The following is a 15,647-nucleotide window of genomic DNA, read 5'->3' as shown; positions in this document are numbered from 1 at the left end:
GGTGGGGCGGCGGATCGCGATGGTGTCGGCGATCGACGTTGCCGGCGAGACGCCCTCGCAGGCCGCGGTCCGGGGCCCGCGGTGGGACGGACGCTTCACGGTCCTGATCCTGTTCCTGCCGCCGGCACTGCTGTTGTTCACGCTGTTCGTGGTGGTGCCGATCGGCGAAGCCGCCTGGTACTCGGCCTTCAACTGGAACGGCTTCGGCAAGCCGACCAACTGGATCGGCCTGGACAATTACCGTTTCGTGCTGGAAACGCGCGCATTCTGGCTCGCCTTGCGCAACAACGGCCTGATCATCGCAGTTTCGCTTGCGATCCAGCTGCCGCTTGCGCTCGCCCTGGCACTGATGCTCGCGGAACGCTTTCGTGGTGCAGTGGCGCTGCGGATGCTGTTCTTCATGCCTTATATCCTGGCCGAGATCGCGACCGGGCTGATCTTCTCGTTCGTCTATGACGGCGACTATGGTCTGGTCGCTTCGATCTGGCGCACCTTCGGCGCCGAGCCGCCGCATCTGCTGGCCTCGACCGACACGGCGATGCTGGCGGTGCTGATCGTCATCGTCTGGAAATATTTCGGCTTCCACATGATGCTGTTCATCGCGGCCCTGCAGAGCCTCGACAAGAGCCTGGTCGAAGCCGCCCGCATCGACGGTGCGACGCGGACACAGACCCTGCGTCACGTCGTCGTCCCCTTGCTCTATCCGACCATCCGTCTCTCCGTGTTCTTCGCCATCGTCGGCTCGCTGCAGCTGTTCGACCTGGTGATGCCGTTGACGCGCGGAGGACCTGCGGATTCCTCCAACACGATGGTGAGCTTCCTCTACAACAACGGCATCTCCCGGATGCGGGTCGGCTATGGCAGCGCCATCGGCGTCATTCTGTTCATGATCTGCGTGACCTTTGCCTTCACCTACAAGCGATGGTTCATGCGCGATGAGTAGCACCGGGACCTCCCGCGCTCCGTTCGATCCGGCGGCCCTGTTCAAGGCGCTGTTCCTCGCGGCCGTCGCCGTCTTCGTGCTCGTGCCGCTGCTGGCGACCGTGCTCGGCGGCTTCAAATCGCTCGGAGAGTTGCGCGTCAACCCGTTCGGCCTGCCGCAGCACTGGGAGTGGCAGAATTACGCGGATATCCTGTTCTCCGCGCGCTACTGGCAGCTGTTGCGCAACTCGCTGGCGATCTCGACGCTGGCGGTGACGTTGACCCTGATCGTGGCCTCGATGGCGGCGTTCGCCTTCGCTCATGTCAGGTTCTACGGCAGCTCGATGCTGCTCAGCTATTTGACGCTCGGCCTGCTGTTTCCTGCCGCGACCGCGGTGCTGCCGCTCTTCATCAAGGTGCGCGATCTCGGGCTGCTGGATACCTATTTCGGCGTGGCGCTGCCGCAGGTGGCCTTCAGCCTCGCGATGAGCGTGCTGCTGCTGCGGCGCTTCTTCAAGGACATTCCGTATGAACTGCTCGAGGCGGCCCTCGTGGACGGCTGCAGCTACATCAAGTTCTTCCGCTACGTGACGCTGCCGCTGTCGCGGCCGATCCTGGCGACCGTCGGGACCATCACTTTCGTCAACAGCTGGAACGCCTATCTGTTGCCGCTGGTGATGCTCAACACCGATGCGCTCTATCCCTGGCCGCTCGGCATCATGGTGTATCAGGGCGAATACTCGTCCGAATGGCACCTGATCCTGGCTTTCATCACGCTGACCATCCTGCCGACGATCATTCTCTTCCTTCTGGCCCAGAAGCATATCGTCGCCGGTCTTACCGCAGGCGCGGTCAAGGGATGAGCGGACCCTTACGGAGATCACAATGAGAAAAGTGGGTATCGGAATCATCGGCTGCGGTGTCATCAGCACCGCCTACCTCAAGGCGGCGCAACGCTTCCCTGTCATGGAGGTCAGGGCGCTCGCTGACATGCGCAGCGACGTCGCCGAGCGCCAGGGCGCGGCTTTCGGGCTGCCGGCGATGCGGGTGGATCAGCTGCTCAAGCGCGATGATGTGGAGATCGTCGTCAATCTCACGGTGCCTCTGGCCCACACCGACGTCAGTCTCGCGGTGCTGAACGCCGGGAAGCATGTCCATTCCGAAAAGCCGCTCGGCATCGACGTCGCGGAAGCCCGCAAGGTGATCGATCTCGCCGCACAGAAGAACCTGCGCGTCGGCTGCGCGCCCGACACGTTCCTCGGCGGCGGGCACCAGACTGCCCGCAAGCTGATCGACGACGGCGCGATCGGCACGCCGGTGGCGGGCAGCGCCTTCTTCGGCTGCCCCGGCCACGAGCGCTGGCACCCGGCGCCGGGCTTCTATTACTTGCGCGGCGGCGGGCCGATGCTCGACATGGGGCCGTACTACATCACCGATCTCGTGCAACTGCTCGGCCCGGTCGCGAGCGTGATGGGCTCGACCGCTCGGCCGAAATCGGAGCGCCTGGTGACCAGCCAGCCGATGAACGGCTCACTGATCCCCGTCGAAGTCTCGACCCATGTCGCGGGCACCCTCGAATTCGAAAACGGGGCGGTGGTCTCGATCACGATGAGCTTTGACGTGCCGAAGCACCGGCACGCGCCGATCGAGATCTATGGCGACAAGGGCAGCATGCTGGTGCCGGACCCGAACCGCTTCGGCGGCGAGGTGCAGGTCGCCAAGACCGGCGGCGAGTGGGAGGCGGTGCCGCTCACGCACGGTCACGTCGAGGGCGAGTTCCGTTCCATCGGCGTTGCCGACATGGCTTCTGCGATCCTGGCCAACCGGCCGCATCGCGCCAGCGGCGCGCTGGCGTTCCATGTCCTGGAGGTGATGGAGGCGTTCCAGACCTCGGCCGACGAAGGGCGGCGCGTCAGAATCGAGAGCCGCGTCGAGCGGCCGGCAATGCTGCCCACGGGGTGCGAAACCGGACAGATCGACTGAGGGAGGGACCATGCGCAAGGCAATGATTGTTTGGGGCGGCTGGCCGGGTCACGATCCTGATCTCTGTGCGTCGATGATCCGCGGCTGGTTGAAGGCCGAGGGCTTCGAGGTCCGGATCGAGACCACGACGGCCGCGTTCGCCGATCCGGCGATCCACGATCTGTCGCTGATCATCCCGATCTACACCATGTCGAAGATCGAGAAGGCAGAGGCGCTCAATCTCTGTGCGGCGGTCCGCAGCGGGGTCGGGCTCGCCGGCCATCACGGCGGGATGTGCGACGCGTTCCGCGATTCGGTCGACTACCAGTTCCTGTGCGGCGGGCAGTGGGTTGCCCATCCCGGCAACATCATCGATTACAAGGTCGACTTGACGAAGCCCGATGACCCCATCATGAAGGGTCTCAAGAGTTTCGAGCATCGTTCCGAGCAATACTATATGCATGTCGACCCCGCCAACGAGGTGTTGGCGACGACGACCTTCACCGGCGAGCACGCGTCCTGGATCGAGGGCGTGGTCATGCCCGTGGTGTGGAAGAAGCGTTACGGTGAGGGCAGGGTATTCTATTCCTCGCTCGGCCACCGCGCCTACGAGTTCGATGTGCCCGAGATCCGGACGCTGATGACCCGCGGCATGCTGTGGGCGGCGCGCGAATGACAGCCGGCGCGGCCCAGCCGGTCGTTCGCGCCACGCTCGAGGATGTCGCGCGGGCCGCGGGGGTGTCGCTTGCGACCGTGGACCGGGTCGTCAACCGGCGCGACGGTGTGCGCGCCAAGACCGTCGCCCGTGTCGAAGCCGCGGTGGCAAAGCTCGGCTATCGTGCTGACGTCGCGGCGGCGCGGCTTGCGCGCGGGCAGAGTTTTCGCTTCGCGTTCGTGCTGCCGAGCGGCAGCAACAGCTTCATGACCAACCTGACCGAGCAGGTCCAGCGCACCGCGGAGTGGCTCGCCGGCCAGCGCGGCTTCATCGACATTCTTCATGTCGACGTGTTCGATCCGGACGTGCTCGCCGGCGCGCTGGAGACTCTGTCGCCGGCCTATCAGGGCGTCGCCGTCATCGCACTCGATCATCCCAGGGTGCGCGCCGCGATCGACGAGCTCGCCTCGCGCGGGGTCGCGGTGGTCACCCTGGTCTCGGACGCGCCGAGCGCGCGCCGTCTCCATTACGTCGGAATAGACAATCCGGCCGCGGGCCGGACTGCGGCGACGCTGATGGGACGTTTCCTCACCGGCAGCGAGGGCACGGTCGCCGTGATCGCGGGATCGCTGTCGCTGCGCGACCACACCGAGCGGCAGTACGGCTTCCACCAGATCCTCTCCAGCGAGTACCCGAAGCTGCGCACGCTCCCGGTCCTCGAGGGGCGCGACGACAGCGACCGCACGCGGGAGCTGACGGCGGCGCTGCTCGCGCGCCACGCCGATCTCCGCGGCATCTATTGTTGCGGTGCCGGGAACCGCGGCATCGCCGATGCGCTCGAGGCGTCGGGCCGCGCACGCGAGGTGGTCTGGATCACCCATGAGCTGACCCAGCACACGCGGCGTTTCCTGGTCCGCGGCACGCTCGATGCGATCATCAACCAGGATGCCGGCCATGAAGCGCGTTCCGCGGCGCGCGTCCTGCTGGCGCATTGCTCGGGCGAGCCCATCAGCCCGGACCAGGAGCGCATCCGCATCGACATTTTTCTGCGCGACAATCTGCCATAGGCAACCCGCCTGATGCCAGGACGTGCGTGCGGCTTGCCGCATCGCTGGCGCAGCGCCGCATGGGGCAAGCTCAGTCGAGCGTGAAGGCCGAACTGTAGTCGCGCTTGAGTGCGGGATCCTGCTGCTCTTTTCTCAGGATGCAGTTGCCGACCACCAGCACGTCGAGCTCGTTGCCCATGAAACAGCGGAAGGCATCCTCCGGCGTGCAGACGATCGGCTCGCCGCGAACGTTGAAGCTGGTGTTGACCAGCACCGGGCAGCCCGTGAGCGCCTTGAAACGCGACAGCAGACGATGGAAGCGCGGATTGGTGTCGGCGCTCACCGTCTGGACACGGGCGGAATAGTCGATATGCGTCACCGCGGGGATCGTCGAGCGCACGACGTTGAGCTTGTCGATGCCGAACAAGGCCTGCTCGTCCGCGCTCATCATGTGACGCCGATCGCTCCTGACGCCGGCGACCAGGAGCATGTATGGACTGTCGCCATCGAGCTCGAACCAGTCCGCAACGTCCTCCCGCGTAACCGCCGGAGCGAAGGGGCGGAAGCTCTCGCGAAACTTCACCTTGAGATTGAGATTCTTCTGCATGGCCGGCGAGCGGGGATCGCCCAGAATCGAACGTGCGCCGAGGGAGCGCGGGCCGAACTCCATCCTTCCCTGAAACCAGCCGATCGCGAGCTGGTCGGCAAGGGCCGCCGCCGTCGTCTCGATCATTGCGTCTTCGTCGAGGACATCGAAGCGAGCGCCGGCGGCGCACAGTCGCTGCTCGATCGCCTCTTGCGGGAATTCTGGTCCCAGAAACGCGCCGGACATGCCGTCGCCAGCCACGGCTTGGCGCGGTTGCTGTCTGAACTGATGGTAGGCCGCGAATGCAGCCCCGACCGCACCGCCGGCGTCGCCGGCGGCCGGCTGAATCCAGATCGAATTGAATTTGCCGTCCTGCAACACCTTGCCGTTGGCGACGCAATTGAGCGCGACGCCGCCCGCAAGGCACAGATTGCGCGCACCCGTCTGAACCGCAAGGCTGCGGGTCAAACGAAGCACCGCCTCCTCGAGGACAGCCTGGATGGAGGCCGCGATATCCATGTGGAAAGGCGTGAGCAGTTGGTCCGGGCTGCGCACCGGCTGGCCAAACAGCCTGGCGAAGCGGTCGTTGGTCATCGTCAGCCCGGTGCAATAATCGAAATACGACATGTCGAGACGAAACGAGCCGTCCGCCTTGAGATCGATCAGCGAATCGAGAATGCGCTGCGCGTATTTCGGCTCGCCATAGGGGGCAAGGCCCATCAGCTTGTATTCGCCCGAATTGACCTTGAAGCCGGTGTAGTACGTGAAGGCCGAATACAGCAGTCGGGATTGCTGAAGCAATACATGTATCGCGGCGGCATGAGCCAGATGTACCACCGCCAGCTCAGGAGGTTGTTGCGGAAGGCCCTGCCGTTTCCGCCGTTCGTGCGAATCTTGTCGTCTTGCCAGTCCCAAACGCGCATGCCGCGGCTGTTGAACGACACCGGCTCCGATTGCCCGCGAAGTGTTGCGATCGCGTCGTGTACGGCCGTGGTCGAAAAAACCAGGCGGAATAGCTCTCCGACCTGAAACGCCGCCTTTCCGAGCGCTGGCCAACGCGACAGAAGTACGTCCGAATAATCGGCAGCAGGAAGTCCCCCCATCAGTCCCTGCTTCTGGCCGACGGCCGCGTAGTGCGAATAGCCGTCGCCGTATTCGCCAAGCGCCAACCGGACGCGTGCATCGGGATTTCTGGACAGATAGCCGGCTTCGTTCCAGCCGTCGGGCAGGAAGCCGCCCATCCGCTTTTCCGCACGCCCGGCCGCCAGATAGTGGTGATAGCCGTTCAGAAAAGAACCTTGCGAGATCTGATACTCGACGTCGCGGTTGACCTGTAGATATCGCCTGTCGTTCCAGGCTTTCGGTATGAAGCCGCCCTCGCGATGCTCCGCTTTGCCGGCGGCGAGATAGTGGTGATAACCGTTGACGAAGGTGCCGCGAGCGACCTCCGCTCTCACGTCGGGATTGACGCGCAGATAGAGTTCTTCGTTCCAGTCGGGAGGCGGGGTGCCATCCTGTCGGCCTTCGGCGCGCCCGGCGACAAGATAGTGGTGATAGCCGCCGACAAAAGTGCCGCGCCGAACCTCGGCGGCGACATCGGGATAGATTCGAAGATACCGCGCCTCATTCCAGCCGGGCGGCGGCACTCCGGTCTGCCGACCCTCGGCGCGTCCGGCAGCAAGATAGTGATGATAGCCGCTGACGAAGGTGCCTCGCCGGACCTCGGCAGCGACATCCGGATAGAGTCGAAGATAGAGCGCTTCGTTCCAGTCGGCAGGCGGACTGCCCTCCAACATCCCGGCAGGACCCGCGGCCGCTTCCGCGCGGGCGACGTCCCCGGGGACAGGCGTGGCAACGGATGCGGGCGGTTCGGTGGCGCCGTCCGTCCGGCGCTTTGCAGGCTCGGCTGTCAGAAAATCGGCGAAGGCCCGAACCCCGTCGCCGGAGAATCGACCCTCCAGGTAAGCCTGGTCGCGCGGAAAGAAGATATTGAATCCAAAGAAATCCAGGCCCACCACCGCTTGCTTAAGCGGTGCCACTGATTGTGCGTGGAGAAACGCCAGCATGACCTCGTAGCTGGTGGCCGAAGGCAGGCCGAAGTTGAAGACATTCTTGCCGTTCCATCCGGGATGCTGCGGATCGAGCGCGACCTCGGCGCGGGAGCTGCCCAAGACCACTGCGTCCGGCTTGATGCGGCGCACCTGATACGGCTTCACGACGGGGTCGTGATTTTCGTAGCGCGGCCGCACCACATTGATCCCCGCAATGTCAGGGGTTCCGAACAAATAGTAGGGATCGACCAAAACGACGAGCGCGCAGAGGGCGAGCGGAGGGACAGCTAGGAATGCAACGAATCCAACGGTGAAGCGTCGAAAGCTGGAACCGATTGGTGATGCGGGATCGGCGGCCTTGCTGTTCGCAGAGACGAATGCGCTCACCTTGGTCGTGGCTCTCTCGGGGGGACATCGGAGGTTGCAGCCAAACCTATCCAAGGACTCTACGAGGGTCAAATGGGCAAGAATGCGAGCAGGCGCGCGATCGGGCATCCCTTGGGTCGCTCGGGGCGATCATCCCGAGCAGGGTGGCTCCGGCGAGATGCCGGCGACGGCTTGCGTCGCCAAGGGCATCGTCGGCCTGGTCACGGATGCCGGCGTTCGCGACGGCCTTGCGGTGTCAACTTGTGCTGGTTAGGCGCCGGGGTAATGGCGGCCACTTCGGGCTGCCGAACGTCATTTTGTCGGCGCTGCATCGATGCCCGGTCGCTATCGCCTGTCGAATCCGCGAGAGCGACTGAAAATGGAGGAGCGGACGGTTACGGCGCTGTCTTCGAAATCGTCAGGAGCGTTAGCATCTATAGCGGCATGCCGACGGTGTTGACGTCGTTGAACAGCACGAACGGAGCCACGCCAATTGCCGGTTTGATCATGGACGCCGCGGGCAATCTGTTCGGCTCGATGCAGTATGAGGAGCTTTGACGAAAGGTGGGGCAGACCTCGAACAATTCGCCAAACGAAAGTTCGGAGAAGCTCCTCTCCATCGCGTTCGGCCCATATGCCGTGCCGCCTTCCTGAGCCGCGTGCTGCGCGGAAGTGCAGAGATTTGAGCCATTAATGGCGCTTATGTCGCAAATTTTTACTTCCAATTTTACTTCGCAAAATCCTGCCCCTAGCCTCGCGCGCAACTGATTACATCCGCAGCCGGTCAATGCCGATCGGCAAGCGTTCATCGTAACCAATGAGGGTTGCCATGTCTGACAGAGGTAAGGGGACATTCACTTCCGATCCGGCGGAAGCGAATGCGAGGCGCGCGAAAAAGCTGAGCCGGCGCACGCTGTTGAAGGGGGCGGCCGCAATTGCGGGCGCAGCCGCGGGGTCGGACGCGATCCGCGGATTCCCGACCATCTGGGCGCAGGAGATCAAGGACATCGAGCTGCGTCATGTCGGCGTGTCCTATTCCGTGGTGAAGGCGATCGGCGACCAGGCCGCCAAGGACCTCGGCTTCAAGGTGACGATGCAGAACCTCGACACCTCAGCCGCCATCAACCGCTTCATAAGCCAGCCTAATACGGTCGACATCGCCGACCTCGAGGGCTGGCAGGCCAAGCTGGCCGCCAAGCGCTCTGTGATCCAGGGCATCGAGGTCAAGAAGATCAAGGAGTTCGACAACATCCTGCCGATCTTCACCAAGGGCGAGATCGACGGCCACAAGATCCCGCGCCAGGGCATCTCGCCCTATGAGGCCATGTACATCTCCAAACCCGACTCCACCGATCTGCACGACGGCGTCACCGAGTGGGCGACCTTCCTGCCGCAGGTCTACAACGCCGACTCCATCGGCTATCGCCCCGACCTGGTCGGCCACGAAGTCACCGAGTGGAAGGACCTGATCGATCCCAAGTTCAAGGGCAAGGCCGCGATCCTCGACGTGCCCGCGATCGGCATCATGGATGCCGCGCTCTGCTTCGAAAGCGCCGGGCTCATCAAGTACGGCAACAAGGGCAACATGACCAAGGAGGAGATCGACTTCACCTGCAACAAGCTGATCGAGCTGAAGAAGCAGGGACAGTTCCGAGCGACCTGGACCACTTTCGACCAGTCGGTGCAGCTGATGGCGGCGGGCGAGGTGGTGATCCAGTCGATGTGGTCGCCGGCGGTCGCCGCCGTTCGCGTCAAGGAGATCCCCTGTGTCTACGCGCCTGTGAACGTCAAGAACGGCAAGGAAGGCTATCGCGGCTGGTGCAACGGCATGGGCCTGATGAAGCATCTCTCCGGCAAGAAGCTCGATGCCGCCTATGAATATCTCAACTGGTATCTGTCGGGCTGGCAGGGCGGCTTCGTCGCGCGCTACGGCTATTACAGCCCGGTGCCCTCGACCGCGAAGAAATTCCTCACGCCGGCCGAATGGGCGTTCTGGTACGAGGGCCAGCCGGCGCCGGAGGTGATCAACGATCCCTACGGCGTGCCGATGGAGAAGGCCGGCACCAAGCGTGACGGCGGCTCGTTCCTCGACCGCGTCAAGAACATCTCGTGCTGGAACACGCTGATGGACGAGGCGGCCTACATGAACAAGCGCTGGAACGACTTCAAGGTGGCCTGAAACCTGCTTCCCTGACCTGAACGATGCGCCGGCACGGCGACGCGCCGGCGCGACGAGACCGACTTCAAGGCACTCGCCGATATGCAGCCCAGTCAAAATCCGTCACGCGCAAATCTCGCCGGGTGGCTCTATGTGTCGCCGCTGGTGCTGGTGCTCGTGCCGTTCTTCGTGGCGCCGATCCTGGTCGTGCTGGCCGCGAGCTTCTTTGCGACCGACGGCTTCGGTGGGCTGACGCCGGGCTTCACGCTCGCAAGCTATTTCGAGGTGCTGCATTCGGCGCTGACGTTGAAGCTGTACCTGGCGACGATCAAGTTCACCGTGCTGACCTGGGCCTTCACGCTGATCATCGGTTTCTTCGTCGCCTATTTCCTGGTGTTTCACGTCCGCAACCAGCTGCTGGCGATCGGCCTGTTCCTGCTCTGCACGGTGCCGTTCTGGACCTCGAACATCATCCGGATGATTTCCTGGATCCCGCTGCTCGGCAAGGAGGGCCTGATCAACCAGGCGCTGCTGGCGACCGGCGTGATCCGTCAGCCGCTGGAAGTGCTGCTGTTCTCCGACCTCGCGGTCGTCATCGCCTATGTCCACCAGCTCACGATCTTCATGATCGTGCCGATCTTCAATTCCATGGCGCGGATCGACAAGAAGCTGATCGAGGCCGCGATCGACGCCGGCGCCAGCCGCTTCGACATCATGCGCCTGATCGTGGTGCCGATGTCCAAGAGCGGCATCGCGCTCGGCACCATCTTCGTGGTGTCGATCGTGATGGGCGATTTCTTCGTGGTGAAGGTGATGTCCGGCGGCGGCTCGGCCTCCGTCGTCAGCGCGTTCTACGAGGATGTCGGCGTGCTGCAATATCCAACGGCTGCGGCCTCCGCCGTGCTGCTGACCCTGGTGCTGGTCGCTATCATCTCGCTGATCCTGCGCACCGTCGACATCAGGCAGGAGATCACGCGATGAGCGCGGTGCTTGCCGACATGCCCGAAACCGAGACGTCCGAGCCGATCGCGCCCGCGACCACCAAGGCGATCGCGCCGAGCAAGGGTGGTCGGCCCTGGACGTTCTACGTGCTGGCGACCCTGTTCGCTGTCTATGTGATCGCGCTCTACGGTCCGATGTTCTGCATCTACATCCTGTCGTTCCAGGACATCCGCGGCGGCCTCGTGTTTCCGATGAAGGGCCATTCGCTGCATTGGTTCGTCGATCTCTTCACCCAGGCGCGGACCGGCGACGTCAAGGGCTCGTTCGACCGCTCGATCAAGCTCGCCGTCATCGTCACCATCATCACGGTGGTGGTCTCGTTCCTCGCCGGGCTCGGCTTCCGCCGCCGCTTCCGCGGCGACACGTTCGTGTTCTACATGATGATCGGCAGTCTCGTGGCGCCCGGCCTCGTGCTTGGCCTCGGCACCGGTCTGCTGTTCCAGGCGCTCGGGCTCGACGCGGCCTGGTACACCTCGGCGCTGGGAGCGCAGCTCTCCTGGACCCTGCCGTTCGGCGTGCTGGTGATGTTCGCGGTGATGTCGCGCTTCAACCATGTCTGGGAGGAGGCCGCCTATGATCTCGGCGCCAGCCGCTGGCAGTCGATCCGGCTGGTGATGATCCCGGTGCTGGCGCCCGGCCTCGTCGCGGTCGCGCTGTTCGGCTTCACGCTGTCCTACGACGAGTTCGCGCGCAGTCTCCAGACCGCGGGCTCGCTGAACACACTGCCGCTGGAGATCTGGAGCATGACGCTGAACGTCACCTCGCCCTCGCTCTACGCGCTCGGCACCGTGACCACCATCGTCTCCTTCATCGTCATCGGTGCGAGCCTCGGCACCATCGTGTTGCTTCAGAAGAAGCGTGGCAGCCGGGCCAAGGGTTGATTCAGGCATGAAGAAAGATCGCGGCGATATCGAGCTGGCAGGCGTCTGCAAGAGCTTTGACGGCGTCACCAATGTGGTTGACGGCGTCAACCTTAGGATCGCGGACGGCGCCTATTGCTGCTTCATCGGCCCCTCCGGCTGCGGCAAGACCACGATCCTGCGCATGATCGCGGGGCACGAGGACCCCACGGCAGGCGAGATCGTGATCGGCGGCCAGAATGTCGTCGGGCTCGCGCCGGTGCAGCGCCGCACTGCGATGATGTTCCAGTCCTACGCGCTGTTTCCGCATTTGACCGTACGCGAGAACATCGCCTTTGCCCTGCGCGTGCGGGGGCAGTCCAAGGCCGATCGCCTGCGCGCTGCAGACGCCATGATCGAGAAAGTGCGGCTGACGCAGTTCGCCGACCGTCTTCCGGCCCAGCTCTCCGGCGGCCAGCAGCAGCGGGTGGCGCTGGCGCGCGCCGCGATCACCGAGCCGCGCGTGCTGCTGCTCGATGAGCCGCTGTCCGCGCTCGACGAGCAGCTCCGCGTCCAGATGCGCCAGGAGCTCAGGCGGATGCAGCAGGAGCTCGGCATCACGTTCATCCATGTCACTCACACCCAGCTCGAGGCGATTGCGCTCGCCGATCTCGTCGTGGTGATGGAGCAGGGCAAGATCAAGCAGGCCGGTCCGGCCCGCGACGTCTACGCCCATCCGCATGATCGTTACGTCGCCGAATTCATGGGCGGCCAGAACGTGCTGTCGGGCCGTGTGGAAAAGGTCAACGGCGCAAGCTTCGTGCTCGCGCAGGCTGCCCCCTCCGGTATCGAGGTGCCCTTGCAGGCGCGCTCCACCGTGAGCGTCGGCGACAGGGTCGACATCGCCGTGCGTCGCGACGACGTCGCGCTGGTCCGGCCGGGCAGGGAGCTGCCGCCGGGCTGCACCACGTCCCTGCCGAGCCGCGTCCTCGCGATCGAATACCAGGGTTATTTCGTCAAGGTCATGCTCGACACCGTGCCCGACGACGAGTTCGTCGCCTACGTGCCGGAGAAGACCTTCTTCGCGGATCCCTTCACCGTCGGCGATGTCGTGATGGCCACATGGGCCACCGGCAGCGCTTTGCCACTCGCCTAAAGACCCGTCGCGCAGGAGCATGACCTTGCAGATATCCTTCACCCTCAACGGCCGACCCACCACCGTCGATGTCGAGCCGGCCACGCTCGTGGCTGACCTCCTGCGCGAGCAACTCAATCTCACCGGCACCCATATCGGCTGCGACACCAGCCAGTGCGGTGCCTGCGTCGTGCATCTCGACGGCATTCCCGTGAAGAGCTGCACGCTGCTCGCCCCCGCGCTCGACGGCGCGACGCTTTTGACCATCGAAGGCCTGCAAGGCGCGCCCGGCTCGAACCGGATGCATCCGATGCAGGAGGCGTTTCGCGAGCATCACGGCCTGCAATGCGGCTTCTGCACGCCCGGGATGCTGATGACCGCGGTGGCGCTCGCCACCGAGAAGCCTGATCTGACCGAGGCGGACGTCCGCCACGGCCTCGAAGGCAACATCTGCCGCTGCACCGGCTACCAGAACATCGTCATCTCGGTGATATCAGGCGCTGCCGCCATGAACGCCGCCAAGGGAGAGTGACCATGGGTGAAGTCATCGGAATCGGCGCTGCACCGAAGCGCAAGGAAGACCAGCGCTTCCTCACCGGCCGCGGCAATTACGTCTCCGACATCAAGCGTCCGGGCATGACGGCGGGCGTGTTCGTGCGCTCGCCGCATGGTCACGCGGTGCTGCGCGGCATCGACAAGAGCGCGGCGCTGGCCTCGTCCGGCGTCATCGCGGTCCTGACCGGCGACGACGTCAAGGCCGACGGTCTCGGGTCGCTGCCCTGCGGCTGGGGCATCACGGACGCCAAGGGCGTGCCGATGAAGGAGCCGCCGTTTCCGATGCTGGCGCAGGACAAGGTGCGCTTCGTCGGCGACATGGTCGCCTTCGTCATCGCGGAAACGCCGGAGCAGGCGAATGCCGGTGCCGAGCTCCTGAAGGTCGACTACGAGGTGCTGCCCTCCGTGGTCGGCGTCCTGGAGGCGGTGCGGCCCGGTGCGCCGCAATTGTTCGACGATGTGCCGAACAACATCTGCTGTGACTGGGAGCTCGGCGACAAGGCTGCGGTCGAAGCCGCATTCAAGAAGGCGGCGCATGTCGCCAAGCTCAGCCTCGTCAACAACCGTCTGATCGGCAATCCCATGGAGCCGCGGGCGGCGATCGCCGAATACGAGCCGGGCACCGATCGCTACACGCTGTGGACCACCAGCCAGTTCCCGCATGTCGTGCGCTTCCTGATGGGGGCGCTGGTGCTGAACATTCCCCAGCACAAGCTGCGCGTGGTCGCGCCAGATGTCGGCGGCGGATTCGGCGTCAAGCAGTTTCATTACGGCGAGGAGGCGGTGATCACGTGGGCCGCCAAGCGCGTGAGGCGGCCGGTGAAATGGGTCGCGAGCCGTTCCGAGGGCTACGTCTCCGACCGTCACGGCCGCGATCATGTCACCGAGGCCGAGCTCGCCCTCGATGAAAACGGCAAGTTTCTCGCCTTCCGCGTCAACACGCTCGCCAATATGGGCGGCTATCTCTCGACCTTCGGGCCGAACATCCCGACCAATCTCTATGGTCCTTTGCTCGGCGGCGTCTACACCACGCCCGCGATCTACTGCAATGTGAAGGTGGTGTTCACCAACACCGTGCCGGTCGACGCCTATCGTGGCGCGGGCCGGCCCGAGGCAACCTTCGTGCTCGAGCGCATGGTCGATGTCGCCGCCAGCGAAATGGGCATCGACCGCGTCGAGATCCGCCGCCGCAACATGATCCCGAAGGAAGCCTATCCGTATCAGACGCCGGTGCTGGTGCAGTACGATTCCGGCGATCCGATGGGCTGCCTCGACGGTGCACTGGTTGCAGCCGACGTCAAGAACTTTGGCGTGCGCAAGGCGGCGTCCGCCAGCAAAGGCAAATTCCGCGGGCTCGGCTACTCCACCTATGTCGAGGCCTGCGGCCTTGCCCCGTCGCGCTTTGCGGGACGGCTCGGTGCGCGCGGCGGCCTTTATGAGAGCGCCACGGTGCGCGTGCATCCGACCGGCCAGGTGACGGTCATGATCGGTACCCACAATCACGGCCAGGGCCACGAGACGACGTTTGCGCAGATCGTGTCCGAGAAGCTCGGCGTTGCCTTCGAGAATGTCGACATCGTGTTCGGCGATACCGACCGCGTCCAGTTCGGCATGGGCACCTATGGCTCGCGTTCCCTCGTGGTCGGCGGGGCCGCGCTGTCGAAGGCGACCGACAAGGTGATCGTCAAGGGCAAGAAGATCGCCGCCCATCTGCTTGAAGCCGCCGAGGCGGATATCCAGTTTGAGGTCGGCAAATTCTCCGTCGCCGGCACGGACCGTATCAAGACCTTCGAGGAGATCGCGGGCGCGGCCTATGTGCCGCACAACTATCCGCTCGAAGTGCTGGAGCCGGGGCTGGAGGAGCAGGCTTACTACGACCCCGTCAACTTCACCTATCCCGGCGGCTGCCATATTGCCGAGGTCGAGGTCGATCCGGAGACCGGCACGGTGACGCTGGTCAACTACACCGCGGTCGACGACGTCGGCACGGTGATCAACCCGATGATCGTGGAGGGTCAGCTGCACGGCGGCATCGTGCAGGGCGTCGGCCAGGCACTGTTCGAGAATGCGGTCTACGACGAAGGCTCGGGCCAGCTGCTGTCGGGCTCGCTGATGGATTACTGCATGCCGCGCGCCGACCATCTGCCGATGATGAAGGTCTCAACGCATTCGACGCTGTGCACCCACACGCCGATGGGTGTGAAAGGCTGCGGCGAGGTCGGCACCATCGGCTCGCCTGCGGCCGTCATCAATGCCGTCGTCGATGCGCTCTCGCATCTCGGCGTCACCCATGTCGACATGCCTGCGACACCGAACCGGATCTGGCGCCTGTTGCAGAATGCATCGCTGCCGGTCGCGGCGGAATAGGGAG

At 64.3% G+C, this 15,647-nt stretch carries 13 protein-coding genes and 1 pseudogene; 11 read left to right on the top strand and 3 right to left on the bottom strand.

The features are described from left to right. Position 1: 1 nt before the first annotated feature. Genes UNPF46_RS04220 through UNPF46_RS04200 form a run of 5 tightly spaced genes read left to right on the top strand, consistent with a single transcriptional unit; the run spans position 2 to position 4,605 of the window. Complete coding sequence (locus tag UNPF46_RS04220) at positions 2-943, top strand: carbohydrate ABC transporter permease (protein WP_142249146.1); 942 nt, start codon at positions 2-4, stop codon at positions 941-943. Then, positions 936-1,784: a carbohydrate ABC transporter permease gene (locus UNPF46_RS04215; protein ID WP_100180321.1), complete on the top strand. Its 849-nt coding sequence runs from the start codon at positions 936-938 to the stop codon at positions 1,782-1,784. Before UNPF46_RS04220 ends, UNPF46_RS04215 begins: the two co-directional genes overlap by 8 nt. A 22-nt stretch (positions 1,785-1,806) precedes the next feature. Further along, positions 1,807-2,904 carry a Gfo/Idh/MocA family protein gene (locus tag UNPF46_RS04210; RefSeq protein WP_142249145.1) on the top strand — a complete coding sequence of 366 codons (1,098 nt, stop codon included), beginning with the start codon at positions 1,807-1,809 and terminating at the stop codon, positions 2,902-2,904. A gap of 10 nt (positions 2,905-2,914) precedes the next feature. Further along, positions 2,915-3,559: a ThuA domain-containing protein gene (locus UNPF46_RS04205; RefSeq protein ID WP_142249144.1), complete on the top strand. Its 645-nt coding sequence runs from the start codon at positions 2,915-2,917 to the stop codon at positions 3,557-3,559. After that, on the top strand, positions 3,556-4,605 hold the full coding sequence (locus tag UNPF46_RS04200) for a LacI family DNA-binding transcriptional regulator (RefSeq protein WP_142249143.1): 1,050 nt from the start codon (positions 3,556-3,558) through the stop codon (positions 4,603-4,605). Before UNPF46_RS04205 ends, UNPF46_RS04200 begins: the two co-directional genes overlap by 4 nt. Before the next feature lie 70 nt (positions 4,606-4,675). Here UNPF46_RS04200 and UNPF46_RS04195 read toward each other — a convergent pair. The 3 genes and pseudogenes from UNPF46_RS04195 to UNPF46_RS04180 all read right to left on the bottom strand — a co-directional run. Then, positions 4,676-5,953, bottom strand: a pseudogene (locus UNPF46_RS04195) (carbamoyltransferase family protein); the annotation flags it as partial. Next, positions 5,890-7,608, bottom strand: coding sequence for a hypothetical protein (locus tag UNPF46_RS38105; protein ID WP_210248324.1), 1,719 nt, complete (start codon positions 7,606-7,608; stop codon positions 5,890-5,892). The gene UNPF46_RS38105 and the pseudogene UNPF46_RS04195, both read right to left, overlap by 64 nt. Positions 7,609-8,021: 413 nt before the next feature. Then, positions 8,022-8,312: a hypothetical protein gene (locus tag UNPF46_RS04180; RefSeq protein WP_142249141.1), complete on the bottom strand. Its 291-nt coding sequence runs from the start codon at positions 8,310-8,312 to the stop codon at positions 8,022-8,024. A gap of 104 nt (positions 8,313-8,416) precedes the next feature. On the opposite strand from UNPF46_RS04180, the gene UNPF46_RS04175 reads away from it, so the two are divergent. From UNPF46_RS04175 to UNPF46_RS04150, 6 genes are all read left to right on the top strand, one after another. Beyond that, a complete protein-coding gene (locus UNPF46_RS04175) occupies positions 8,417-9,766 on the top strand; it encodes an ABC transporter substrate-binding protein (protein WP_142249140.1) in 1,350 nt (449 codons plus the stop codon). 81 nt (positions 9,767-9,847) lie between these two features. Further along, positions 9,848-10,726, top strand: a complete 879-nt coding sequence (locus UNPF46_RS04170; protein WP_100180328.1) for an ABC transporter permease — start codon at positions 9,848-9,850, stop codon at positions 10,724-10,726. After that, positions 10,723-11,628: an ABC transporter permease gene (locus UNPF46_RS04165; RefSeq protein WP_142249139.1), complete on the top strand. Its 906-nt coding sequence runs from the start codon at positions 10,723-10,725 to the stop codon at positions 11,626-11,628. Before UNPF46_RS04170 ends, UNPF46_RS04165 begins: the two co-directional genes overlap by 4 nt. 7 nt (positions 11,629-11,635) lie before the next feature. After that, on the top strand, positions 11,636-12,742 hold the full coding sequence (locus tag UNPF46_RS04160; RefSeq protein ID WP_142249138.1) for an ABC transporter ATP-binding protein: 1,107 nt from the start codon (positions 11,636-11,638) through the stop codon (positions 12,740-12,742). A gap of 19 nt (positions 12,743-12,761) precedes the next feature. After that, entirely contained in the window at positions 12,762-13,253 is a 492-nt protein-coding gene (locus UNPF46_RS04155; protein WP_174719214.1) for a (2Fe-2S)-binding protein, read from the top strand. Positions 13,254-13,255: 2 nt separating this feature from the next. Further along, the gene (locus UNPF46_RS04150; protein ID WP_142249137.1) at positions 13,256-15,643 is read left to right on the top strand and encodes a xanthine dehydrogenase family protein molybdopterin-binding subunit; all 2,388 of its coding nucleotides are present in this window, start codon (positions 13,256-13,258) and stop codon (positions 15,641-15,643) included. Positions 15,644-15,647: the final 4 nt, after the last annotated feature.

It is taken from the genome of Bradyrhizobium sp. UNPF46 (assembly GCF_006658625.1).
Taxonomy (GTDB): Bacteria; Pseudomonadota; Alphaproteobacteria; order Rhizobiales; family Xanthobacteraceae; genus Bradyrhizobium; species Bradyrhizobium nitroreducens.
This window is presented reverse-complemented; position numbering and strand designations above follow the sequence as displayed.